Raw genomic sequence first — 24,351 nt, 5'->3', positions numbered from 1 at the left:
CGCGTAACCTGCTGCACGTGGGCAACGATCGACGGCGTGGCACCGGAGGCCGACCAGACAGGGCCTGGACCGCACTGGTTTTCGGTCTCACCCTGGCCGCAGCCCTGTCATCGCTGTGGCACTTCGCCGCGCCCCTCGCGCCCTTCGACCCGGCGGCTGTATCCGGCGAGACCGGAAGCGTATCGATCATTGGTTACGCGCAACTGTTCACCGAACAGGGGCCACCATGGTTTCCGTCGTCGCTCGTCATCGGCGCACTGACACTGTGCGTGGTCGCTGCGGCAGCACGGATTCGAGGATCTCGGCAGTCGCTGTTCTGGTGGCCCTTGCCGACGTCGGTGTTTCTCGGAGCTTCCTTGTGGGCCTCCGCCGCCGTCGGACCGCCGCAGGTCTCGGCCATTGCCTTGGTTCACCCCGACTCGATGGCCGCGCAGATGTCGGAGTCGCCGCTGTTCCGAGAATCGAGTCTCGTGTTCCTGATCGAATGCTTGGCAGTGTCGATCGTGATCGGCGCAGTTTTCGCGGGTGTTCAACACAGGGCCGACCGACGCTGAGGCCGAGTACGTTCAGGCCGTGACCGCCTGGCGTTGTGCGATGCCCCGCGATGCGGTCAACTGTTTCTGCAGGATCGATGGTGCTGCAGCGCATGCGGCAATCGGGCGCGCGCTGCACGACACCACGCCGTCAAGAAGGGCAGATCATGAACATTTCGGTACATCAAGTGGTCGTCGACTGCACCGACGCCCGTGAGTCCGCCGAGTTCTACCGGCAACTGCTGGGATTCGAGTACATCCCCGGTGACGCCGAGACGATCGATCCGGATTGGCTCGCGATCACCGCGCCGGACGGTTCGTGGCGAATCGCGTTTCAACAGATCGACTCACTACCGGCCGCAACATGGCCGGACGGCGAGCACCCTCAGATGTTGCACCTGGACTTTCGCGTCGACACCGTCGAGCAACTCGACGAAGAGCACACGCGCGCACTCGAATTGGGTGCGCAACTATTGCGGGACCTGCGGGACGACCCGGAAGAGCCGATCCGAATCTATGCCGACCCGGCCGGCCATCCGTTCTGCATCTTCGTCGGGACGTGAACCGGCGCCCCGCACATCAGCTCCCCACATTCGGATACCCGACGCCGATCGGAGTCACATATCCACAACCGAGGAGCCGATCCGCGGACTACGGACGCCAACCGAGCATCCGAGTGGTGTGGTCGAGTGCCGCCCGGGGCACACAACCACACCACTGCCGCAGGCACTCAGCCCAATTGCACTGTGACCGTGGCGCGGTGACCGAAGATTCGCTTGCCCTCGAACGTGGCACCCAGTGAGATGACCGCAGTACGCGTCGCCTCGTCCTTGGACTTGATCTTGCCGGTGAAGACGATCTCGGCGGCCTTGTGGGTGTCCACCGGGATGGGGGTGGTGAAGCGGACGGTGTAGTCCTTCACAGCGCCCGGGTCGCCGAGCCACTCGGTGATGTACCCGCCGCCTACGCCCATCGTAAGCATCCCGTGGGCCAGCACGTTCTCGAGATCGATCAGCTTGGCGAACTGCTCGCTCCAGTGAATCGGGTTCGCGTCGCCGGCAACACCTGCGTAGTTGACCAGGTCACCGCGGGTCAGGCGCACCGTGCGGGGCGGCAGTTCGTCTCCGACGTTCACCTCGTCGAACTTCTGTGTGGGCCGACCCCGGTACTCCTCGACGACCAGAGGTTCGTGTTCCTGCGGAGTGGACAGTGTGCCGCTCTCGCCGGAATCGGCACCGCTGACGTCCGTCGTCGCGCCGAACATCACCAAGTTCTTCGCAGACTCGGCGATGGCCGGATCGATCTCGCCGGACCGACCGACGAGCAGCGTGGTGTACGTGGTCTGCACCAGTTCGTTCTTCTGGTTGGACACGACGTTCTTGGTGACCATCATGTCGCGTCCCATGACCGTCTTGAACGAGTCGAGCGAGACATCGCACGTCAGTTGATCGCCGGCGAGGATCGGCTTCTGGAACACCAGCACCTGATCGGTCTGGAGGATCTGGCTCAGGTCGTAGCCCTCGGCGATGGACTGGAGAAGCTTCTTCTGCGCAAGGGTGCCGACCAGCGACATGAACGTCAGAGGCGCGACGAGGGCACTGTGACCCAGCGCGGCCGCGGCATCTCCGTCCCAGTGGGCGGGGTGGAAATCCTGGACGGCGCGGGCGTACTCACGGACCTTCTCGCGGCCCACCTCGTAGTAGTCCTCGGTGCGGTAGTGATAACCGACCATGCTCCGAGCATGTTCCGCCGGATCGAATGCTTCACCGTCGGTTGCTGCCGTACCGGACTCCGCTACCTGCTCTGCCACTGTTGTCCCACCGTCTCGTACCCCACTGTTCACCATTACCCGAGCAACCTACCGAACAACGGCGTTCGTTGGCCAGGCCGGCGGGTTCAAGCCGAGCGGTGTCGCGGTGAGTCGTGGTAGCCCACCATGCCCACCATCGAGGCATGTTGCGACGGCGCGACGTTGGCGATCGTGGCACCCCGCGGGCGGTGTCGACGCGACGCGACCGCGTCGACGGCCATCAGAGCCGCACCGTGCGCGGTGAGAGACTCCGGATTGGCGGGTGCGACGACCGGCAGCATCAGATCACGACGGAACAGGCGCCGCAGCGTCGGAATGTTGGCGCAGCCACCGACCATCACCAGGGCGTGAACGGCACAGGGCGCGTCGACGATCACACTGGCCACCCAGTCCTCCAACGACCGAATGCTGCGTTCGAGAACATCATCGAAAGTGTTGCGCCACAACCTGACCGGACCACCGACGAAGGGGCCGGCAACTTCGGCCACCCGCAGTCGAGAAAGCTGCTCACGCGCCGTTCGGACCGATACCGTCAATTCTGCCCGTGCCCGATCGGACGCCAACTCGTCCGCTCCGTACGTCGAGAGCAGGTAGCGGGAGAGTTGCTCGTCGCAGCTGTTGCCTCCGAACAACGTGGTGCGCACCGAACTGAAGACCGTACCGGTGGCCGGGTCTGCCACGGACACCGTGGTGCCCGACGCCCCGATGTCGCAGACCGCGACCGTACGAGCGCCCTCGAGCTGGCCCGTTCCCTGCAGATACCGCAGCTGAGCTCCGAGTTCGGAGGCGACCAGCAGTCGATCGGCCTCGTACGTGGAGTAGGCGGACGTACGCGCGCGAGCACCGGGATCGTCGGGTACCGCCAACACGATGTCCGTTCGGTCGACCATCTGATCGCGCGACATGGAGTCCAGCAAGTCGATGGCGACCTGAAGGTGATCGTCAGGATCGAACGAGTGAACGATGTGGGCCGACCGCACCGACTCGTCGATCGCATCGACTGCGACCCCTCGGGCAGTGGCAGAACCCACCGAAACACCAAGGACTGTTCTCATGATTCCTCGACTCGACTGGCTACTCCGACCTGCCGATAGTAAACCGCCGAACCGTCGTCTGGACAGCAATCTCGGTATCTGAATGAACTTTCGGTTTGTTTTGGGACATATAACAAGTAGCGGAACCCGTACCGACCGATCTCAGGCGACGTGATCGAAAGGATCGCGACGGTACGCCAGCAGCGGACCCCACTCCTCCTGCGCCGAGGTCATCGCCGCACAGGCGACGCCGTTGGCCGAGTCCATTCCGCGCGCGGCCGCGACGATGGACCGAGCCGACTGCACGAGGGAGACATCGAATCGGAAGCTGTGCGCCGCCAATTCGGCGAACGCGTCCTCCGGACTACAGCCGCGCAGCGCGATGAGAACACCCACCGCCCTGTCGATAGTGGTGCGAGTCAACGGTTCTGCTGCGGGATTCTCGGTCATCGAATACTCACCGTCTGCTGGTCGATGACTCGATGGTAGCCACGCATGAGCAGAAGTTCAGGTGTCGGAGTCGAATTCACACACCCGTCACGAGAAGGACTTGTCCAAGTATCAAAAATGCACGCTCACAAGGGAATCAACGAATCGATCTCACTCGACCGGACTCGCCGCCGGTTCTTCGTCGACGGTCGTGGGTTCGGTGGTGACCGGAACCTCCGTGGTGGTCTCGATCGGGCTCGTGGTCGTCGGAGGATCGGGGTCGGGTTCCGGCTCGACGGTCGTCGTTTCTTCTCCACCCGAATCACCACCGCCCCCCGAGTTGCCGCCGCCCGACGCCCCGCCGTCCGCATCGCCGTCCGAGTCGCCACGACCTTCGCTGCCGCCGCCGGAGACCACGCCGGGTCTGCCGCCACCCGATCCGGCCCGGGAGTCCCCACCCCCCGACGAGCTCATCGACGTGGGGACCGGACTCGCGGGGAGCGCTTCACTCCAGGTACCGACCGGCACCGGCCCGTACACCTGTGCCTCGAACACCCCGGCCTCGATGGACGGAACAGCCGACGGCGCAGGCGGGGGGACCGCCGAACCCGCGACCACCGACACCGACGACGACGCGACCTCGCTGCCCCCGGCCGACGGCATCTCGGTGCGATCCGCGCTGTCGACCACGGAATTCTGGGTCGGACCGGCCGCCGACAGCGCCCACACCGTGGCTCCGCTCAGTGCGGCGAGAACCGCGACGCCCAAACCGATCATCGTCAGTCGCGCACCGCGTGGAGTGCCGGCCGCATCGCTGCCGGAACCGTTCCAGACCTCGTCGACCGACTCCGCAGGGACGTCGACCGGCCCGCCTGCCCATGCAGTGAGGGCGTCGACGGTGCCGATCAGTGCTGCTGCGACTCCCAGCGGAACCTCTGCGTTCAACCGCGGATCTCCGGCATCGACCACCACGACATCGCGAACCTCATGGGCGGCGAGCGCTGCACGGACGATTCCGCAGAGCGCGATGCTGTCGCACACCACTCCGGAACCGCTGATCCGCAGGTCGTTCTGGGCCGCTTGCACCCTCATGATTCCGAGCATCGTGGTGACGGCGTCACCCACGCCGCCGGGAACCGCCGCAACGGACACGGTGCGCGTGGAGATGGCTCCCAACTCGGGTAGATCGGCCTCGACCAGCACGGCCGACACTTCTTCGGCACCGACGTGTATCCCGAGCGCAATGGCCATGGTCGTCGACTCCCCCCGACTTCAATTCGGGATCAGAGTACCCTTCGAGCCCGAAATCGGGGAAACAAATTGTTTTGCTCGATCAGAACTCCAACCTGCTCGCCTCGTCGCGGGCCGTCTCGGCGGCCCGGCGCTCGCGCTCGAAGAGCAGGCCGAAGGTGAATCCGTTCTCCCCCGCCGTCGTGCCTGCTCGCGCGCCGAGGGTACGCAGAATGTCCGCCGCGATCACCGCGTCCTGATGCTCTCCCAGCACCTCCTGAATCGTCTTGAAGTGCTTGATGTTCGCTTTCGAGACCTTCTTGTCCACCACCGGCGCAACCAACTCGGCCGCATACCGTGCTCGTTTCGATGCCTTTCGTGCCCGATGCAGCGCCTCGTCGTCGGTACCGCGCACGGCACTCTTCGTCCGATCGATCGCTTTCTTTCCTGCCTTGCGTGCCAGCTTGACCAACACGCGGTCGGTGACCTCGCCGTCGGTCGGTAGCCCGCGCGACCACTCCGCCAGCGTCGTGAGCAGCGCGCGGTAGCGCTCTCCGTCGAGTTCGCTCATCGCCGCCTCGCGGTACCGAATCTGCTCGGCGAGCAGGTCGTTCTCGATGCGCGACGCGACCGGCCCGAGCACCAGTTCGGGCGGTAGTTCGCGCAACGCGGCGGCGAACCGGGCACGTTGCACCTGACGATCGCGCACTTCACCGAGAATGCTTGCATACCAAGACAGTTCGGCTTCGAGCTGGGCGGCGGGCTCGTCCTCGAACAGGCTACCGAACACACGAAGGGTACTGCGGTATCGCCGAATCGCCACCCGCGTGGAATGAATCGGATCCAGCCCTCGACGCAGATACACATCGCCCGCGACGATCGCCTGCGCCTGCGCGTCGAGATAGTCCGCCAACAGCACCACCCCGGGTTCGGCGGGTACCTGACGCACCACCGACAGCGCCCGATCCAGCTTCGACGGATGCGCCGACGGCCGGGCACCGGCAGCCCGCAGCACCTTGCCCGCCTTCTTCAGAAACGACTCCGACCCTGCGGGTCCGAGTTCCACCTCGACCTCCCGCCACCGCGGACCGGTCGCGCCGCCGATCAGGACGACGGAGACCTCGTCGTCGGCCACTTCCGCGACCACAGCCCCGTCGGCGTCGGACACGGTGTGAATCGTGCGATGCGTCGTCAGAGTCGCGACCGCAGACAACTCCGCGCCCATCACCGCACCGCGCAGCACGTCGTTCAGCTCGTCCGGCACCGCACCGTGCGCTCCGTTGCCGAGAGGGAGCCGAATCTCGGTCCGCGCCTTCTCCGCCGGGACCTTCGCATGCCAGCCGTTGTCGGAATCACCGGTACGACGCCGAACCGTGATTCCGCGTCGCAACAGGTCGTGGCCGGTCGTGTCGAAGTACTCACTGCTCAGGTCGGTCTCGCGCGATGCCAGCGCGCCGCCGGAGGGAACCAGTGAAGCGAGAGTGGGCAATCGGAAATCTGCGTCGACGTCGAACTTGTCTTCGCGCTCGGTCTGAATCGACTCCATACCTGTCATCCTGCCTCGAGTACCGGGGCCGATGGAGTCCGAAACTGCAGACCGGTCAGCGTCGCGGAAAGTCGAAGTCCGGCAGCGGAAAATCGAACGTCCGAGTGGACCGTGTGGTGGTCGGCGGACGCGTCGTCGTCGTGGCCCGGGTCGTCGTGGCGGGGCTCGTCGTGGTCGGACGAGTCGTGGTGGCAGGCGGGACAGCCGTCGGTACAACGGTCGACCGATCGGGGGTGAGCGTGTCGGGTGCCGTCGTCTGCTGGATGTCGGACGGGGCACTGGTCGTGGCCACGGTGCGCCGCGCTGCGGTTGTGCTCGCCGCGTCGGAAGTGGTCGGTGCTGGGGCCGAGGGCGACGGTGCCGACGGGTCGACCGGAGGCGAGGTCTGCGCCGTCGTGGTCGCGGGCGGCAACGACGACCCGGTGGGGTCGGCGGGTGATCCGTCTGCGGCAGGCACCACGGACTGCGACCGAGCGGTCGGTGAGGCGTCCTGTGAACTGTTCACCGACGGAGACGGCTCGTCGCCGCTGGTGCGTGCGGCCGCAGTGACCACCGTGCCGGCTGCACACACCGCCACGATCGCCGCGAGTGCGCCGCCGAGGTGCCGAGACTTGTTGACCCTGGTCATCCGCTTGGAGGAGGTGTCGCTGTGCCGTGGGCGCTTGGAGACCACCGGGGTGACCGCACCCACCTCCACGTCTGCGGAGTCCCGATCCACGGCAGCGAACCGATCGGTGAGCACCTCGGGCGGTGCCGGGGTGGGCCGCCGACCCACCGTCCGAGCGATCCCGGCAGCGCCGTGCGCCGCCAGCAGTTCCGGCTGCTCGGGCACGTAGACCGGCATCGACACCGCGTCGAACAGGACCTGCCGAATTATCTGCATGTTGGCACCACCACCGACAGCGACGATGGCGTCGACGTGGATGCCCTGCGCACCGACCTCGTCGAGCACGTCCACGGCCATCGAGACGGCTCGGCGCACGGCGTCGCCGATGAGCTCGTCGAGATTGCCACGCCACAGCGATGCACGTCCGCCGACGAACGGTCCGATGATCGACACGCTACGAAGCAGTGCCAGTTCGTGTTTCCCGGCGCGGACGTCGTGAACGAGCCGCCGCCGAGCCTCGACCGTCAGCGCCTCGGCCGCACCGAACGTCGCGATGAGGTGATCGCACAGCACTCGATCGCAGTCGTCACCACCGAGGGCGTCCGTACGACGCGACGCGAGGACATCACCACTGTCGACGTCCACCACGGATACCGAGGTACCGGATGCACCGACGTCGAACAGAGCGACGCAGCGCTCACCGGCGAGCACCCGCGTCTGACGCAGCGCACCCAACTGGGCACCGAGTTCGGAGACGAGCACAACGCCATCGGAGAAGTCCTGGTCGTAGGCCGTCTTGGGGTCGCTTTCGCGCAGTGCGAGCACCGGATGGAAATCCGCGGACGCATACTCGCTCGCCAGATTGTGAACCGACGTGATGACGGCATCCCACGGATCGGGAGCGAGGCCGTTGGGTGCCGGCCGGGATGCGACGGGCTCGTGTACTTCCAGGACAGCACCGGAGCGAGCGTTGTCGCTGATCACGCTGCGCAGACCACTCGACCCCAACGAAGCGCCGAGTACGGACACATCGGGAACCGCGGACACTAGAAACCTCACTCTGGTAGGCCCCAACCCACGTCGAGTTACCAGAGTACCGCTACAACCGGACATTCACCACGTTTCGCGGTGAGAAACAGACCTCGGGATCGTTTACTCGACGCTAGAGCGAACGAAGTTCAGGTAGGCCTTCGACGGTGTCGGCCCACGCTGGCCCTGATACTTCGACCCCACCGCGGCGCTGCCGTACGGATTCTCGGACGGCGAAGACAGCCGGAAGAGACACAGCTGCCCGATCTTCATGCCCGGCCACAACGTGATCGGCAGGTTTGCGACGTTGGACAACTCCAGCGTGATGTGGCCACTGAAGCCCGGATCGATGAAGCCTGCGGTCGAGTGCGTGAGCAGACCCAGCCGTCCGAGCGAACTCTTCCCCTCGAGCCGACCGGCCAAGTAGTCCGGCAGCGTCGTCAATTCCAGCGTGGAGCCGAGAACGAACTCCCCCGGATGAAGAACGAACGGCTCACCTGCGGCAGGTTCGACCAGCGTCGTCAATTCGTCCTGCTGTAGCGACGGGTCGATGTGGGTATAGCGGGTGTTGTTGAACACCCGGAAAAGCTTGTCGAGCCGTACATCGACGCTCGACGGCTGAACCATCGACGGGTCGAACGGTTCGATCGCGAGGTTTCCCAAGGTCACTTCGGCACGGATGTCACGGTCGGAGAGCAGCACCTCTGCAGGCTACTGGTCCTGGGCGGTCCCCCGCGACACACCCGAACCCCGATCACGATACGTAGCTCCACAAAGGAAAAGCCGGACAATCGAGCGGCACGACCATTCGCATTCGGGCAACTCCTATCAGGAAGAGTGAAATGACAATTCCGTTCGACGTCCCCTCGTACTGGGACGACAGATCACAATGCCTCGTTCTGGCCACCACTCCCGCCGAGAATCCGACCTTGTGGGAACAATTCCTGGACGGCGCAGAGGAAAGCTATATGCGACACGGTGTGACCACCGCACTCGAAATGTCGACCATTCGCGACGGCAGCACCACGGCACTGTTCTTCGCCGCACTCGACCGAACCGGGCAAATAGTCGGTGGAGTACGAGTGCAAGGACCGTATTCCTCGGTCGATCAATCTCACGCACTGATCGAATTCGCCGAGTACCCCGACGGGCTCCGGCGCGTGCACACCATGCTCGACGAACGCATCGGCCACGGAGTCGTCGAACTCAAATCTGCGTGGGTCGCTCAGGGCGCACCCCACGGCCGGGCCGTCACCGCGATGATCGCGGAATCACCCGCCTACAGCACGGCGCTTCTCGGCGCGCGCTACGCGTTGGCCACCGCGGCATCCCACGTGCGCGCCGCATGGCTCGACACCGGAGCGGTCATCGCCACCCAGATCGCACCGATCCCCTACCCCGACGAGCGCTATCGAACCGAGGTGTTCTGGTGGGACAGAACCACACTCGCATTCAACGCCGATCTGGCCACCTGGCGCCGGATGCGGCAGAACACCGTCACCCTGCTCGCGCACCGCCGCGCAGCCGCCGAACTCCCGGAGTCAGTCGCATCATGAACGATCGACACCTACCCGGCCACCACTGGAAGCCTGTGATATTCGACGAGACCGACGCCACACAGCGCGCCGCTCTCGACGAACTCAGACGCGATCCGACCCTTACATTTCTGGACGAGAGGAAGACGCAGAGAAAAGGCCTCCTCTCACTTCTTCCCAGCCCTGAGCAGAGCCTTCTCGACGAAAACGACAGGTGGGTCTTCTTTCCATGGCGGAAAACTGTCGTCGCGGTACTCGGACCGAACTCGTTCCGACACCTGAGGCTCGACAGAAACCGGAACAAGATAACTCTCGCGGAACAGAATTCTTTAGGAGATCTCACGATAGGAATCATCGGGCTCAGCGTCGGACACGCCATTGCCCACACCCTCGCACTCGAAGGAATCTGCGGGACGCTTCGCCTCGCCGATTTCGACGAGATCGAACTTTCCAACCTCAATAGAATTCCCGCGTCCATCCTCGATCTCGGCGTCAACAAAGCGGTCGTCGCTGCCCGACGCATTGCCGAAATCGACCCGTACCTACGCGTCGAAATCGCCGAGGACGGCATCACCGAGAACACCATCGACGAGTTCTTCGACGGACTGGACCTCCTCGTCGAGGAATGCGACTCCCTCGATGTCAAAGTCCGGGCCCGCGAGGCGGCCCGGTCGCGACGCATCCCGGTACTGATGGAGACCTCCGACCGAGGGCTTCTCGACGTCGAACGCTTCGACCTCGAGCCCGAACGCCCGGTGTTCCACGGCGTGCTCGGCGAGATCGACTCTGCGAGTCTGCGAGGGCTCGGCACGCGCGACAAGATCCCGATCGTTCTCGATCAGCTCGACGCCTCGCTGCTCTCGGCGCGCATGGCCGCTTCGATGGTGGAAGTGAGCGAAACCATCGAGACCTGGCCGCAACTGGGCGGCGACGTTCAACTCGGCGGTGCCACCATCGCCGCAGCCGTTCGACGCCTCGGCACCGGAGCGCACCTGCCGTCCGGACGAATCCGCATCGACCTCGACACCCATCTCGATGCGCTCGTGCCCCCGAACCCGACGCGTCGGGTGCAGGAGCCCTCGGTCGATACCGCCGTCGACGCCCGACGGGCCTGCGTCGATCCCGACGCGCTCGTTCTCGAGGCTGCCCGTCGAGCGCCGTCCGGTGGAAACAGTCAGCCGTGGACCTTCACCCGCGACGGACGCACCGTGCGGATCGAGGTCGATCGTTCACGAACCTCGACGCTCGACATCGCCTTCCGCGGCAGTTGCGTCGCCGTCGGTGCTGCCGCTTTCAACGCCCGAGTGGTGGCCACCGCGCAGGGCAGGCTCGACCGCACCGACGTCGGCGAGAACGGAGTCGAGATCACGCTGGGCGCGGGCGACCCACAACCCATCATCGATCGACGCCTGCTCGACGGCGTTCTCGAGCGGTGCACCAACCGCGAGTTGGGCACCGGCGCGCCGTTGGACGCGGACATCGCCGCCGACATCGCCGCTGCAGCGGCCGCAGAAGGTGGACGGGCAGTGCTGCTGACGACACCCGAATCCATTGCCGCGGCCGCGGATGTCCTCGCCGCCGCGGATCGCATTCGGTACCTCACACCGCACCTGCATCGAGACATGTTCTCCGAGTTGCGTTGGCCGGGAGATCTCGATCCCGATCGGGGCATCGAGGTATCGACTCTGGGGATCGACGACGCAGACCTGTCCAAGCTGGAGATCGTCAAGCGGCCGGACGTCATGGAGCTCGTCCAAGTCTGGGACGCCGGCGCGGCACTGGGGACCGATATGCGGGATCGAGTGCTGTCGAGTTCGGCACTTGCCGTGGTCGTCGTACCCGGATCGACCGCGGAACATTACATCAGAGGAGGATGTGCAACAGAGAACGTATGGGTAACTGCGCATTTGCGTGGATTGGCGGTGCAACCGGTTTCCCCTGCGTTCCTCTACGCCCGAAGCGCGGAGGAGTATCGGCAACTGTCGACGCACCACGCAGAAGCACTGCAGCAGTTGAGTTTACGGTTCCGCGCACTGCTTGAAATGGAAAGCACCGAATCCGTTGCACTGGTGTTGCGGCTCAGTTGCGCCCCGAAAACAGCCATACATAGTCGCAGACTTCCTGTTTCAGCGTCTGTATCGGGGTAGAGTTCCGGCGAAGACCAGGGGGAACAGTCCTGCACTGAGTCTACGAGAGGCGGGAGTAGGGCCCTGGAGCACAAACGGACGCTCGAGGTCCTCGTCACCGGCGTCGCGACCGAACTCATGGGAGTCGATGCGGCGACGGTGCGCGAGGCCTACGAATCCGTGCTGCGGCAACTCGTGGACTACCTCGGCATCGACTTCAGCTTCCTCCGACACAACGACTTCGAGGCCAGGGCCACCAGACTCACCGCGGAATGGCCACCGCGACTGAGCGTGCCCGATCCGGATCCACTGGCTGTGGTCTACTTCGACGAAGCAGACTCGGTATTCCGTCTGGCCGAGACACTGACCGAACCGGCAGTGTTTCGGCCGGATCCGGAACAGGAGGACTACCGTCGACGCGTCGAGCAGGGGTCGGGATTCTCCGCGACCTCGATGGCCGTCGTGCCACTGCTGCACTCCGAACGCACCACCGGCATCCTCGGCTTCATCAAGATCGGTGACCGAAGCTGGTCCGAGGCAGAACTCAACGCGCTCAAAGCAATTGCGGCACTGCTCTCTCAACTGCAGGCACGGGTGATCGCCGAGGAGCAACTCCGATTCTCGGCACAGCACGACCCCCTGACCAAACTGCCGAACCGCACGGCTCTCGCACAACACCTCCGCGAACGACTCGACCCGTCCATGCCCGGCCCCGTCGCCGTGATGCACATCGATCTCGATCGACTCAAAGCACTGAACGACTTTCTGGGCCACCTGGCCGGAGACCACTACCTCGAGACCATCGCCGATCGACTGCAGAGCTTCGTCGGCAGGTCGGCCGGTCTCGTCGCACGCCTGGGCGGCGACGAGTTCCTGGTGGTACTGGCCGGGCCGTGCTCGGCCCGCGTCGCAACACACCACGCCGAGATGATCGCCGAAGCCGTGAACGCCCCCGTCACCCTCGGAGTCGAACGCATCAGCAGAAGCGCGAGCATCGGAATCGCCTTCGGCCAGCCCGGCAAGCACACCGCCGAGTCGCTTCTGCGGCAGGCAGATCAGGCCGCCCTGGTGGCCAAACGCGCAGGCGGCCACGACATCGCCCTGTTCACCGAAGAGATGCACGCCGACGCCGAACTCCGCAACGACGTCGAGATCCACCTGCGCGAAGCCATCGCGGGCGACTCGCTCACCCTGCACTTCCAACCCGAGGTGGACCTGGTGACCGGACGCATCACCGCGGTCGAAGCCTTGGTCCGATGGCAACACCCCACCCGCGGACTGCTCCCCCCGTCCGCATTCATTCCGGTCGCCGAGGAGACCAACCTCGCCGGTGAACTCGGTCGCTGGGTCCTCGACCACGCCTGCCGCACCCTCGCCGACTGGCAACGCGAGATCCCCCACCTCGACATCGCGATGCGCGTCAACATCTCCCCCGTCCAACTCGTCACCAACGGATTCGTCAGTGCCGTCGCCAGAGCACTCACGGAATTCTCGATAGCCGGGCCCGACCTGTGCCTCGAGATCACCGAAGTGGCAGTGGTCCAGGACCTTTCCCGCACCCGCGTGACACTGAGCGAACTCCACGAACTCGGCGTGCAAGTGGCGATAGACGACTTCGGCACCGGATACAGCTCCCTGTCACACCTCAAGGAACTCCCCGTCGACGCACTCAAGATCGACCGTGCCTTCGTCACCGACCTCGGCAACGAGAACACCGGCGACCTCGCGATCGTTCAGTCCATCATCGGACTCGCCCGCGCCTTCGGGCTGACCATCATCGCCGAAGGCGTCGAAACACAGAGCGCCAGAAGAACCCTGATCGAACTGGGATGCACCCGCGCGCAGGGATACCTGTTCTCCAAACCGGTGCCGGCCGACGACGCACTCGAACTCCTCCACGGCGTGCGCATCGACATCTGACCATCCTGATAACCTGACATCCGCACCACACGCCGGTGTAGTTCATTGGTAGAACGCGACCTTCCCAAGGTTGAGAGGCGGGTTCGATTCCCGTCACCGGCTCCACCGACCGCCCACCTCGGGCCGTCCTCCTGCAGGCTCCACTCCTGCCCATCCCGGTCGTTCCTGCAGGCTCCACTCCTGCCCATCCGATTTGCTCCCGTCTCGTCCGTATCGCTGAACTCACAGACGCTGCACAGTCACTGCGGTCACTCCTGAAACAAACCGACCACCGCACAATTTCGGTCGATACCCTTGCTACCGACCGGTAGCATGTGCGAATTCATTCATTGTATTCGCAAGAATTCCTGCATTTCCGAAGAAACTTCTTCCGCCTTCTTCGCCGTGCTAGAAATCAAATGTCGACATCTTTTCACCGACAAATGACCTGACAGGAATCCCCCTCATGCGATCACTTTCGACAATTGTCGCGGTCACCCTGACGACGATGGCCGTGGCCGTCTCGTCGGCGACCGCTGCCCCGTCACTGGCCACACCTCCGAGAACCCAAGGCGGAGCCGGAACCCTTCTGTGGGAGGATCAATTCAACGGATACGGTGGACCCGACCCCGCCAAATGGGGATTTCAGACCGGCCGTTGGGGCGCGAGTTCCGGTGAGCAGCAGTACTATACAGATTCCTGGAACAACGCCAACCAGTTCAACGGCTCACTGAACATCACCGCGCGTCGGGAGAACGCACCCGACCGCAAGCGGGCACCGTACAACTTCACCAGCGCCCGCGTGGTCAGCATGGGCAAGCAATCGGTGACGCCGCCGGTGCGCATCGAAGCATCGATCAAAATGCCGAGCGCCCAAGGTCTGCTGCCCGCATTCTGGACCCTCGGTCTCCAACCCGGTGGCGAATATTCATGGCCCAGCCAAGGGGAAGTGGACATCGTCGAAATTCCCGGGCTGTACGGGCCGTCATTCAATTTACACGGCCCCTCCAAGTGGAACTCCAATCAAGATACGAAGACCGGCGGAAGTATGAATCCGGTCAACAACGGATTCCACACATACCGAATCGACTGGTTGCCCAACAGCATCACCTGGTTCGTCGACGGAGTCGCTCGGTTCTCCCTCACTCAGGCCCAGTACGAGGCGAAGGGCGGCAACTGGAAAGCGTTCTCGGGCTCGTGGCCGCACTACATCCTCTTCAACGTCGCCGTCGGCAACAACTGGGTCGGCAAGACACCGAACAGCACGCCGTACCCGCAGACGATGAGCGTCGACTGGCTACGCGTGAGTCGCCTCTGACCTGCAGAGCAGCACTTCCTGTCCGCACGGGGCCCAGCCACCACGGCTGGGCCCCGTGCGGTGTGCGCGATCGGCACGGTTTCGACGGCAGAACAATTCTTGTGACTTTTCTCAGCGACGCCGTCTCGTCATAGGGACATTCCACAGTCAGGGGAATATCGTCTGTTCATGCGCGGGCCACGGCGGAGTCTGATCACCCTCGTCATCGCCGCTGCCACCGCACTCCTTGCGCCTTCCGCCCACGCCGGGCCCGTGTTGCCCATCGCCGCCGCCCCCGAGCAACCCGACCACGCCGATGCCATCCGCTACTCGGCATCGAACCGCGACGCCGCCCCGCCCGGAGCCAACGACATGAGCTGCACACCCACCGCAGCCCACCCGAATCCTGTCGTCCTCGTGCACGGCACCGATGCCACCGCGTACGCCGACTGGGCAGGCTTCGCGCCGATCCTGAAAGCAGCAGGCTTCTGTGTCTTCGCCATCAACTACGGCACGTCGCCGGACGGCAGATCCAACGGGTACGGCGTCATCGAAGACAGTGCAGCGCAACTGAAGGCGATGACGTCGTCGATTCTCCAGGCAACCGGTGCCGCCGCAGTCGACGTGGTCGGCTACTCCCAGGGTGCCGCGGTGGCTCGATACTTCGTCAACAGACTGGGCGGCGCCGACGTCGTCGATCGATGGGTGGGAATCGCATCACCGACGTACGGCGGCACCATGTACGGAGTAGCGCCCGTCGTGCAGGCGGTGCCGGGTGCAACCGGTGTCCTGGCAAGCGAATTCGGTCCCGGTCTCGCCCAACTGATGGCCGGATCCGACTTTCTCGACCGACTCAACGCCGGCGGCGACACCGTGCCCGGGGTGGAGTACACCTCCATCGCAACACGGGTCGACGAGGTGATTCAGCCGTACACCAATGCGCTGCTTCGAGATCCGGGAGCGCACAACATCGTGGTGCAGGACGTGTGCCCCGATACCGAGGTAGCGCACTTCACGTTCACCTACGATCCCACCGCGCTGCGGCTGGCGCTCAACGCCCTCGACCCGGCGAACGCGCGTCCCCCGACCTGCGTACCGGTGCCGCTGGGAGCCGGAATCCTCGACGTCGTCCTCGCCAGCCACTGATCCTCAGGTCAGGAGCTGATACGCCCTGAGCCCGACGTACAGTTCGGCGGCCTGGATCGGATCACGGAAGTCGCGACCGGTGAGCTCGGCGATTCGACGTAGCCGATACAACACCGTGTTCCGGTGGTAGTGCAGCGATTCGGCGGCATCGCGGGTGGAACCGCCGCAGGAGAACCAGGCGTCGAGAGTATCGAGCAGGCTCTGCCGTTCGGCTCGCGGCAACGCCAGCAGATCGCCGAGTATCTGACGGGAGGCGATCCGGCCCGATTTCGGATCGCGGACCAGCAGCAGCGGCACCGGCACCGAGTCGTAGCGCACCGGTGCGGGCGGTGATGCCTCGCCCGAGGTGCACGACCGCGCCAGCCGGGCCTGGCCGACGGCGTCACCGATACCCGACGGCGACCGGAACACCGAGCTCACCCCGACCCGCCCCGGACACAGCTCGCTCAGCGTGACCACAGCGGAGTCGATCTCCGATTCCGTTGCGGCACAGATGAGCCCGACGGTACCGTCCACCTCGGCGTCCCACACCGATTCGGCACCCGCGGTACGAAGGCGGGCGATCAATCCGTCGATCCCCATCGCTGCGGTCAACGGCTCCTGCGAAACCACCGCGAAGTAGCCGTGGTCGGGAATGCGGAACGTTCGCAACGCGTCCGCCGCCGCAGTCGGATTCGCGCCGTGATCGGCGAAGAGCACACGGATGAGACGTCCACGAGCTTCGGCGCTTTCGCGCGCACGCATGTCGGCGCTCTCTCGATAGGCTTCCGCTGCCTCGTCGGAGTACACGTCGACCAACGCCCAGACCTGAGCGGCCATGTCCAGCAGCGCATGACTCGCGCGGCCGTCCGAGCGTTCCATCAACTCGTCCCAGACCAACCTGCCGCCCAGCCGAAAGGCGTGCAGCAGGGCAGCCAGCGGTACCCCCTGCTCGGCCTTGAGCCGGCCCGCGTCCCGCGCCGACTCGAGCCGCATGGGAGCACGACCGGACAGCTTGCCCAACATCGAGGCCAGATTGCTCCGCGACGCCTCGTAGAGCTGCTCGGTGGTGAGCAGCGTCGATTCGAGGTAGGCGTGCTCGGCCCCCAGGATGCGTCGCACCAGCTCGGTCGCGAGATCGTCGACGCCGTCGAGCATCGTCGCGGCCAGATCGGTCGGTGACGGATGCACATCGAACTCGGTCGCGGTCATGACCGAACTCTAGCCGTACCCGTGTAAGCCACGCCACAGCGAAATTGTGCGGTGGCACAAACTGTCGCATCCGATTGAGGCCCCCGGCCCATAGCGTCCCGCGCCCGAGTGCGACCACAATCACAGTGAAGCCGTGTACCCGAACGACGAGTGGAGCCGAGAAGTTGACCAGCGACGTCACCCCACACCTGCAATCCGTACCGACGACGGGACCCACCGAGGCAGTCGACTCCGCACTCGCCGATCTGTCCGCGGGAGAGAAGAACTGGGAACGCCTCACCCTGGCCGAACGCCGAGCGCTCCTCGAACGTGTGCATGCGCTGACCACAGCTCACGCGCAGGAGTGGGTGACGGCGGCAACGTCGATCAAGGGACTCGACGCCTCGTCCAGCCTCGTCGGAGAGGAATGGCTGTCGGGTCCGTACTCGTTCCTCAACGGACTCGGCACCGTGGCGCACACACTCGCGGCGCTCGAAGCAGGCACCAGCCCACTGGCCGGTGCGAAGTTCGGGACGGCACCCGGTGGGCGCACGACGGTGTCGGTGCTGCCCCTCAACATCTTCGAGCGACTCCTGCTCAACGGGTTCAGCGCCGAGGTGTGGCTGAAGCCCGGAATCGACCGTGCGACCGCACAGCGGACCGCGGGTCTCGCCCAGCTCGACCCCACCCGCACCGCAGGCATCGGAGTGGTTCTCGGCGCAGGCAACATCACCTCGATCGCGCCGCTGGACGCGTTGTACGAACTGATCGCGTTCAACCGGGTCGTCGCACTCAAGCTCAACCCCATCATGGATCCGCTGCTGCCCGTGTTCGAGAAGATCCTCGCCCCGCTCGTCGACATCGGCGCACTGCGTCTGCTCACCGGAGGAGCCGACGTGGGCACCTACCTGGTCCAGCACTCGTCCGTCGACCACGTCCACATGACCGGCAGCGCCATCACGCACGACGCGATCGTCTTCGGTCCCGGCCCGGACGGAGCTGCGCGCAAGGCAGCCAACGACCCGATCCTCACCAAGGAGATCTCCAGCGAACTCGGCGGAGTCTCGCCCACCATCGTTCTGCCCGGTGAGTGGAGCCGTGCCGACATCGAGTTCCAGGCCGAACACATCGCCACCCAACGCCTGCACAACAGTGGATACAACTGTGTCGCTTCGCAGGTCGTCGTACTGTCCTCGGAATGGAAGCAGCGCGACCAATTCGTCGCCGCCCTGCGCGCCGCCCTCGACCGCGCTCCGGCACGAACGCCCTACTACCCCGGCAGCGACAAGCGAGTGTCCGACGCCACCGCCACCTACCCGTCCGCCGAACGCCTCGGTGAACGCGGCGGCCGCGTGCTCATCACCGATCTGAACCCAGGCGAATACGCACCACTGCTGCAGACCGAGTACTTCGCACCGGTCATGGGGATCATCGAATTGCCTTACAGCGGAGCAGCATTCGCCGCCAAGGCGGTACAGGCCGCGAACGAGGAATTCACCGGAACACTCGGCATCAACATCATCGGCACCCCCGGCACCATCAAGGGACTCGGGGAGAAGTTCGACACCATGCTCGCCGACCTCCGGTACGGCACCATCGCCGTCAACGCCTGGACGGCCATCGGATTCCTCACCGCAGCGGCCACCTGGGGCGCATTCCCCGGCCACACCGTCGACGACGTGCAGAGCGGAATCGGCGTCGTGCACAACGCATTACTGATCGACGGGGCCGAGCGAACAGTGGTGCGCGGGCCTTTCCGGCCACTGCCGCGCTCGCTGGTCAACGGCGAACTCTCCATCTCGCCGAAGCCACCGTGGTTCGTCACCAACAAGACCGCAGCATCGACCGGCAAGCTGCTCACCGCATTCGCGGGCGCACCGTCCTGGTCCAAGCTGCCGGCAATTTTCGCCTCCGCCCTGCGCGGGTAGAACCCAGCGTCGACGACGATCGAAGGACAATCATGAGCTCTCAGCGCACGACGGCCGACTACATCGTGGTGGGCGCAGGTTCGGCAGGCGCGGTGGTGGCCAATCGCCTCAGCGCAGACCCACGCAACGAGGTGATCCTGCTCGAGGCCGGCCCCGAGGACAAGAACAAGTTCGCCCACATTCCCGCTGCATTCTCCAAACTCTTTCGCAGCGAGGTCGATTGGGACTACCTCACCGAACCGCAACCGGAACTGCGTGATCGCAGCATCTACTGGCCGCGCGGCAAGATGCTCGGTGGCTCGTCGTCCATGAATGCCATGATGTGGGTGCGCGGATTCGCCGCAGACTACGACGACTGGGCGGCCGTCTCCGACGACTCCTGGTCGTTCCGCAACCTCGTCGGCTACTTCCGCAAGATCGAGAACATCGAGGGCACAACCGAACTCGACTCCGGTACGGACGGCCCGCTCGTCGTTTCGCACCAGCGCAGTCCCCGTGCCCTGACGTCGTCCTTCCTCGACGCCGTCGAGGAGGCCGGTTATCCGGTGGAGACGGCCAACCTGCCCGAACCCAGGGGCTTCAGCCGCACGATGGTCAACCAGAAGCGCGGCGCACGGTGGAGCACCGCCGATGCGTACCTACGACCGGCGAAGAAGCGCAAGAACCTCACCATCCTCACCGATGCGCAGGCCACTCGCGTCCTCTTCGAGGGCAGTGCCGCGGTGGGCGTCGAATACACCTCGGGCGGCGCAGTACACACCGTTCGTGCACGCAGAGAAGTCGTACTGTCCGGCGGAGCGATCAACACCCCGCAACTGCTGATGCTCTCGGGCATCGGCGACCAGGAACAGCTGAAGTCGCACGGCATCGCCGTCCGGCATCACTCACCCGGAGTCGGACAGAACCTGATCGACCATCTGGCCGCACTCATCGGCTGGAAGACCGAAACCGACTCGCTCTTCCACGCCGAGAAGATCCCGGAGCTGGTCAACTACCTCGCACGCCGACGCGGCATGCTGACCTCCAACGTCGCCGAGGCCTACGGTTTCGTCAAGAGCCGCGAGGACCTCGCCCTGCCCGATCTCGAAGTCATCTTCGGCCCGGCACCCTTCTTCGACGAGGGACTCATCGCGCAGGACTCCCATGCCGCCGTCATCGGAACGGTGCTCCTCAAACCGGAGAGCCGCGGCGAGATCACCCTCCGGTCGTCCGACCCGACGGCCAAGCCCATCGTCGAACCGCACTACCTGGGCGATCCGGAGGGCCTCGACCGCCGGGCGATGATCGAAGGCCTTCGGGCATGCATCGCGATCTCCGAAACACCCGCTCTGAAGGGACTGCTCGGCGACGTCGTACGCCCCAGGGTGGCGTCGAACATCTCCCCGGCGGACCTGCTCACCGAGGCTCTCGAGCAGAATGCGCACACGCTGTATCACCCCGTGGGCACTGCCCGTATGGGCAACGACGCCGACAGTGTCGTCGATGCCGAGTTGCGGGTACGGGGCGTCGACCGCCTTCGCGTCGCCGACGCGTCGATCATGCCGAGCATCATCCGCGGACACACGCACGCACCGTCGGTGGTGATCGGCGAACGAGCAGCGGACTTGATCCTTCGTTGATCCGCGAGTGAACCTTCGGAAAATTTCCGGTTTGGCAGTCCGGTTTGTCGGGTAACAGGTGGACACGCTCCCTTGCAGGGGATCGAGATGGAACCCATCCGCTCGGCAAGCAGCGCCGAATGACCCACAACGCTCGAGAGACGAGCACGGAAGGTTGACCGACATGTTCACTGTTCGTAAAGCTTTGGCCGCCACCGCAATCGGTGCACTCACCATCGTCCCGCTTGCCGCATGCTCCAGCGAGGAAGCGTCCGACACCGTCGACGCAGCCACCTCTTCGGCAGCAGAAGCAGTGGAGAGCACCCCCGAGCCCGCAGCCGAGGTCGACAACCTCACCGGTGTCGACACCGCAGTTGCGCTCGATCCCGGCTTCACCGGTGCACTGACCACCCTGGGCCTCACGCCCGGTGTCGTCGGAACCGCCACTCTCGCAGACGGATCCATCCGCTTCCCGATCACCGGCGGAGACGTCAAGTACTGGGAGCCCGGCACCGTCGATCCCTACGTCCAGGGCGAGATCAACCACGACGGCAGCGGCCTTTCGCTGACCGCAGGCGAGACCGTCGTCGAGCTCACCAACTTCGACATCGACCCGGGCACGTCGCTCCTCACCGGTGACGTCTTGGTCAACGGCGAAGAAGCAGCCGCAGACGCAGTGCTGTTCGATCTCGACGGCCGCACCCTGCAGCCGCTCGCTACCGGACCCGACAACACTGCAATCCTGCAGGGCACCCAGGTGAAGATCTCGGAGACCGCTGCCGGACTGCTCAACAGCACCTTCAACACCGATGCTGTGACCCCGGGACTGCTCGTGGGCGTTGCGACCATCACCATCAACACCGCTGCATAACAGTTTCCTGACCCCGTGCGCGAGGCGTCACCGTCGACGACGGTGGCTCTCGCGCACGGGTGTTTGCATCGCAGGACCAGGAGCCGACCGATGAGAGCGTTCACGAAGATCTACGGCGGGCACCCGCTGCATGCGGTCGGTCTGCTGCTCTCGTTCGCCCTCGTCGGCTACGTCGTCACACTCGCAGGGCCGCAGACTCTGTGGAACAGCGACGTGTGGTGGAAATCCGTTCTCGTGTGGTTCTTCGGATCGGTACTGCTGCACGACGCAGTACTGTTCCCGCTCTACTCGCTGGCCGATCGGCTCCTCACCAGCATTCCGAGCCGCCACCTGGCCGTGTCACCGGTGAACTACGTTCGCGTTCCCGCTCTCGGGACAGCACTGACGTTTCTGATGTTCTTCCCCGGGATACTCTCCCAGGGTGCGGAATCCTATCGGGCCGCAACCGGTTTGACCCAGGAACCCTTTCTCGGACGTTGGCTCGCGCTGACCGCGGTGTTGTTCACCGTGAGCGCCGCCGCCTACTTCATCCGATGGACTCTCGTACGGAGCCGAGCATGAGCGTCACCGCCGATACACTCTTCAACCGCGCAGCAGCCGGACTACCCTGCTGGATAGGCGATTCCGACGGCAGCAGGGAGCAACTTCCCACCGCGCGGTGGATGGGCGGCAGCGCCTCGTCAGCCGAGGATCGCCGCGCGGATCACGCCATGCTCAGCCGATGTACCGGCCCCACCATCGATCTCGGCTGCGGGCCGGGTCGACTCACCGAAGCACTTGCGCGACGTGGCGTCTCGGCACTCGGTGTCGACACATCCCGAACAGCAGTCGATCTGACCATCGGGCGTGGCGGCAACGCCGTTCTCCGCGACCTGTTCGAGCCACTGCCCGACACCGGCAACTGGTCGTGTGTCCTCCTCGCGGACGGCAACATCGGCATCGGGGGCGACCCGGTGCGTCTGCTCCGCCGGGCGGCCGACCTGCTCGCACCCCACGGAGCCGTCATCGCGGAAGTGGATGCGCCCAGCGACACAGGAATTCGTCACCGCACCGTTCGGTGGGAAACCGACACCATGGTCGGCGATTGGTTCGCCTGGTCGAGCGTCAGCGCCGACGCCACAGCGGATCTCGCCAATGCCGCCGGCCTTCGAGTGGTCGACGTGGCACCGATCGACGGGCGCTGGTTCGCTCAGATGACGCTGGCTCCGCTCACCAGTTCGTGAACAGCAGATGATTGATCGCCAATGCACCGATCACCTGCAGCGCCAACCAGAAGCGATGCGTCCTGATCGGCAACACAGCGGGCGCGATCAGCATCCACATCGCGAAGGGCAACCAGATTCTCTCGGTCTCGGCCTTGCTCAACTGACTCAGATCCGCCATCACCACCGCAGCGACACCGCCGATCACCAACAGATTGATCGGTTCGAGCCGGGTGAGAATCCGTGGGAACGCCGCGGGCACAGCAACACCCAGCGCACAGAACAACGCCGCGAAATTCGCCCAACCCCAGTACTCGAACGGACGGTCCTTCGCGATGCCCTGGTAGTAGCGCTCCTGCACCAGCAAGTAGCCGTCGTACCACCAGAATCCGTACGCCGTGAAGATCCCCGCGACGATCAGTGCACCGATCAGCGCGCCCACCAACGGCAGAATCCTCCGCCCGGCAATCAACACCGCGACCGCAGGCAAGCCCATCAGCACCAGCCCGTAGTTGAGGTAGATACCGAAACCGAGCAGCACTCCAGCACCGATCGACGCCGGCCACAGGTACCGCTTCGTGGAGATCGCCAGCAACGCAACGCCCCACGCGGCAACACCGGCATAGAACGCATCCGCCGAGACGGCGATCCAGATCGCCGCCGGGGCGATCGCCACGAACGGTGCTGCACGCCGCGCGATGTTCTCGTCACCGAGCACCTTCAGTGTCAGCACCAGCGCGACGGCGGCACTCGTACCGACCAGCACGCACAGCGTCGCCGCCCAGGCTCCACCGCCGAGGCCGAGGCGATCGAGCCACACGAAGGTGAGCAATGCGCCCGGTGGATGACCCGACACATGCGTCGTCCACGAATCGGCCTGGTAGTCCAGGATCCGCTCGGAGAACCCGTGGAGCGTGGCCGGAATGTCGGTGACACCGGGCACCTCGTGCAGGTACTCGTCCGTCGACGCCAGCCGGTCGACGAAGCCGCGCTTCCAACCGTCCACCATCGCCAGCGACATCGTCCAGGCCGCCGACGCACCCCACACGAGGAACAGCAGTCGCGTCCACGACAGTCGACGTGCCACCGTCGGCCCCCACAACACGGTGGCCACGGCGATGAGAACGGCGACGGGAGTACCCCATCCCACGTGAATCTCGCGGAAGCCGAACAGCGGTGCCGCATCGGCGAAATCACGCACCTGCTGCGGAGTTCTGTTGATGATGGGAGTGACGAGTTCGTTGCCCAGGTACGGAACGATGAACGCGACCACGACGAGCACGACGGCCAACGTGCCGGCGACGGCTTCTCTCCAGTAACGGATAGTCTTTTCTCCCTGCGGACTCGAGGCGACCACGACT

22 protein-coding genes and 1 tRNA gene are annotated in these 24,351 nt (G+C 64.9%); 14 read left to right on the top strand and 9 right to left on the bottom strand.

Translation table 11 applies throughout. From position 1 onward, the window contains the following. Window positions 1-17: 17 nt before the first annotated feature. The 3 genes from CH276_RS04155 to CH276_RS04145 are packed head-to-tail and all read left to right on the top strand — an operon-like array spanning window position 18 to window position 1,096. Entirely contained in the window at window positions 18-554 is a 537-nt protein-coding gene (locus CH276_RS04155) for a hypothetical protein (RefSeq protein WP_094630519.1), read from the top strand. A 33-nt stretch (window positions 555-587) separates the two neighbouring features. After that, window positions 588-704, top strand: a complete 117-nt coding sequence (locus CH276_RS29255) for a CGNR zinc finger domain-containing protein (protein ID WP_217901388.1) — start codon at window positions 588-590, stop codon at window positions 702-704. After that, window positions 701-1,096, top strand: coding sequence for a VOC family protein (locus CH276_RS04145; protein WP_094630521.1), 396 nt, complete (start codon window positions 701-703; stop codon window positions 1,094-1,096). Before CH276_RS29255 ends, CH276_RS04145 begins: the two co-directional genes overlap by 4 nt. A gap of 167 nt (window positions 1,097-1,263) precedes the next feature. Here the strand turns inward: CH276_RS04145 and CH276_RS04140 are convergent, their stop codons facing one another. The 7 genes from CH276_RS04140 to dcd form a co-directional block, all read right to left on the bottom strand. Continuing rightward, entirely contained in the window at window positions 1,264-2,379 is a 1,116-nt protein-coding gene (locus CH276_RS04140) for a fused (3R)-hydroxyacyl-ACP dehydratase subunits HadA/HadB (protein WP_032396614.1), read from the bottom strand. 50 nt (window positions 2,380-2,429) lie between these two features. Then, on the bottom strand, window positions 2,430-3,398 hold the full coding sequence (locus tag CH276_RS04135) for an Hsp70 family protein (RefSeq protein ID WP_032396615.1): 969 nt from the start codon (window positions 3,396-3,398) through the stop codon (window positions 2,430-2,432). Between the two features lie 141 nt (window positions 3,399-3,539). Then, a complete protein-coding gene (locus CH276_RS04130; RefSeq protein ID WP_032396616.1) occupies window positions 3,540-3,827 on the bottom strand; it encodes an ANTAR domain-containing protein in 288 nt (95 codons plus the stop codon). A 150-nt stretch (window positions 3,828-3,977) separates the two neighbouring features. After that, window positions 3,978-5,057, bottom strand: a complete 1,080-nt coding sequence (locus CH276_RS04125) for a hypothetical protein (protein ID WP_094630522.1) — start codon at window positions 5,055-5,057, stop codon at window positions 3,978-3,980. An 82-nt stretch (window positions 5,058-5,139) separates the two neighbouring features. Beyond that, window positions 5,140-6,582, bottom strand: coding sequence for a CYTH and CHAD domain-containing protein (locus CH276_RS04120; RefSeq protein WP_094630523.1), 1,443 nt, complete (start codon window positions 6,580-6,582; stop codon window positions 5,140-5,142). Window positions 6,583-6,637: 55 nt separating this feature from the next. Beyond that, on the bottom strand, window positions 6,638-8,236 hold the full coding sequence (locus CH276_RS04115) for an Hsp70 family protein (RefSeq protein WP_176459096.1): 1,599 nt from the start codon (window positions 8,234-8,236) through the stop codon (window positions 6,638-6,640). Between the two features lie 105 nt (window positions 8,237-8,341). Then, window positions 8,342-8,920 (bottom strand): dCTP deaminase, encoded by a 579-nt coding sequence (dcd, locus tag CH276_RS04110; RefSeq protein WP_032396620.1) that lies wholly within the window; start codon window positions 8,918-8,920, stop codon window positions 8,342-8,344. A 140-nt stretch (window positions 8,921-9,060) separates the two neighbouring features. On the opposite strand from dcd, the gene CH276_RS04105 reads away from it, so the two are divergent. From CH276_RS04105 to CH276_RS04080, 6 genes are all read left to right on the top strand, one after another. Further along, the gene (locus CH276_RS04105; RefSeq protein WP_094630525.1) at window positions 9,061-9,774 is read left to right on the top strand and encodes a hypothetical protein; all 714 of its coding nucleotides are present in this window, start codon (window positions 9,061-9,063) and stop codon (window positions 9,772-9,774) included. Continuing rightward, window positions 9,771-11,900, top strand: coding sequence for an Rv1355c family protein (locus CH276_RS04100; protein WP_094630526.1), 2,130 nt, complete (start codon window positions 9,771-9,773; stop codon window positions 11,898-11,900). Before CH276_RS04105 ends, CH276_RS04100 begins: the two co-directional genes overlap by 4 nt. A 117-nt stretch (window positions 11,901-12,017) precedes the next feature. After that, window positions 12,018-13,799 (top strand): putative bifunctional diguanylate cyclase/phosphodiesterase, encoded by a 1,782-nt coding sequence (locus CH276_RS04095; RefSeq protein ID WP_094630527.1) that lies wholly within the window; start codon window positions 12,018-12,020, stop codon window positions 13,797-13,799. Window positions 13,800-13,830: 31 nt separating this feature from the next. Then, window positions 13,831-13,904 (top strand) — tRNA-Gly (locus tag CH276_RS04090). A gap of 340 nt (window positions 13,905-14,244) precedes the next feature. Next, window positions 14,245-15,096: a glycoside hydrolase family 16 protein gene (locus tag CH276_RS04085; protein WP_032396624.1), complete on the top strand. Its 852-nt coding sequence runs from the start codon at window positions 14,245-14,247 to the stop codon at window positions 15,094-15,096. Window positions 15,097-15,264: 168 nt separating this feature from the next. Further along, the gene (locus tag CH276_RS04080; protein ID WP_094630528.1) at window positions 15,265-16,221 is read left to right on the top strand and encodes an esterase/lipase family protein; all 957 of its coding nucleotides are present in this window, start codon (window positions 15,265-15,267) and stop codon (window positions 16,219-16,221) included. Between the two features lie 3 nt (window positions 16,222-16,224). Here CH276_RS04080 and CH276_RS04075 read toward each other — a convergent pair whose 3' ends face one another. Continuing rightward, on the bottom strand, window positions 16,225-17,412 hold the full coding sequence (locus CH276_RS04075) for a PucR family transcriptional regulator (RefSeq protein ID WP_032396626.1): 1,188 nt from the start codon (window positions 17,410-17,412) through the stop codon (window positions 16,225-16,227). Between the two features lie 188 nt (window positions 17,413-17,600). Between CH276_RS04075 and CH276_RS04070 the strand changes: the two genes are divergently transcribed. From CH276_RS04070 to CH276_RS04050, 5 genes are all read left to right on the top strand, one after another. Beyond that, window positions 17,601-19,319, top strand: coding sequence for an aldehyde dehydrogenase family protein (locus CH276_RS04070; protein ID WP_045200508.1), 1,719 nt, complete (start codon window positions 17,601-17,603; stop codon window positions 19,317-19,319). 32 nt (window positions 19,320-19,351) lie between these two features. Further along, the gene (locus tag CH276_RS04065; protein WP_032396627.1) at window positions 19,352-20,938 is read left to right on the top strand and encodes a GMC family oxidoreductase; all 1,587 of its coding nucleotides are present in this window, start codon (window positions 19,352-19,354) and stop codon (window positions 20,936-20,938) included. Window positions 20,939-21,101: 163 nt separating this feature from the next. Beyond that, window positions 21,102-21,788 carry a hypothetical protein gene (locus tag CH276_RS04060; RefSeq protein WP_045197236.1) on the top strand — a complete coding sequence of 229 codons (687 nt, stop codon included), beginning with the start codon at window positions 21,102-21,104 and terminating at the stop codon, window positions 21,786-21,788. A gap of 90 nt (window positions 21,789-21,878) precedes the next feature. Continuing rightward, entirely contained in the window at window positions 21,879-22,349 is a 471-nt protein-coding gene (locus CH276_RS04055; protein WP_032396629.1) for a hypothetical protein, read from the top strand. Continuing rightward, window positions 22,346-23,011: a methyltransferase domain-containing protein gene (locus CH276_RS04050; RefSeq protein ID WP_094630529.1), complete on the top strand. Its 666-nt coding sequence runs from the start codon at window positions 22,346-22,348 to the stop codon at window positions 23,009-23,011. The genes CH276_RS04055 and CH276_RS04050 overlap by 4 nt, the downstream gene beginning before the upstream one ends. Here the strand turns inward: CH276_RS04050 and CH276_RS04045 are convergent. Then, complete coding sequence (locus CH276_RS04045) at window positions 22,998-24,347, bottom strand: hypothetical protein (RefSeq protein WP_094630530.1); 1,350 nt, start codon at window positions 24,345-24,347, stop codon at window positions 22,998-23,000. The genes CH276_RS04050 and CH276_RS04045 overlap by 14 nt on opposite strands. Window positions 24,348-24,351 lie beyond the last annotated feature (4 nt).

It is taken from the genome of Rhodococcus sp. 06-470-2 (assembly GCF_002258235.1).
Taxonomy (GTDB): Bacteria; Actinomycetota; Actinomycetes; order Mycobacteriales; family Mycobacteriaceae; genus Rhodococcoides.
This window is presented reverse-complemented; position numbering and strand designations above follow the sequence as displayed.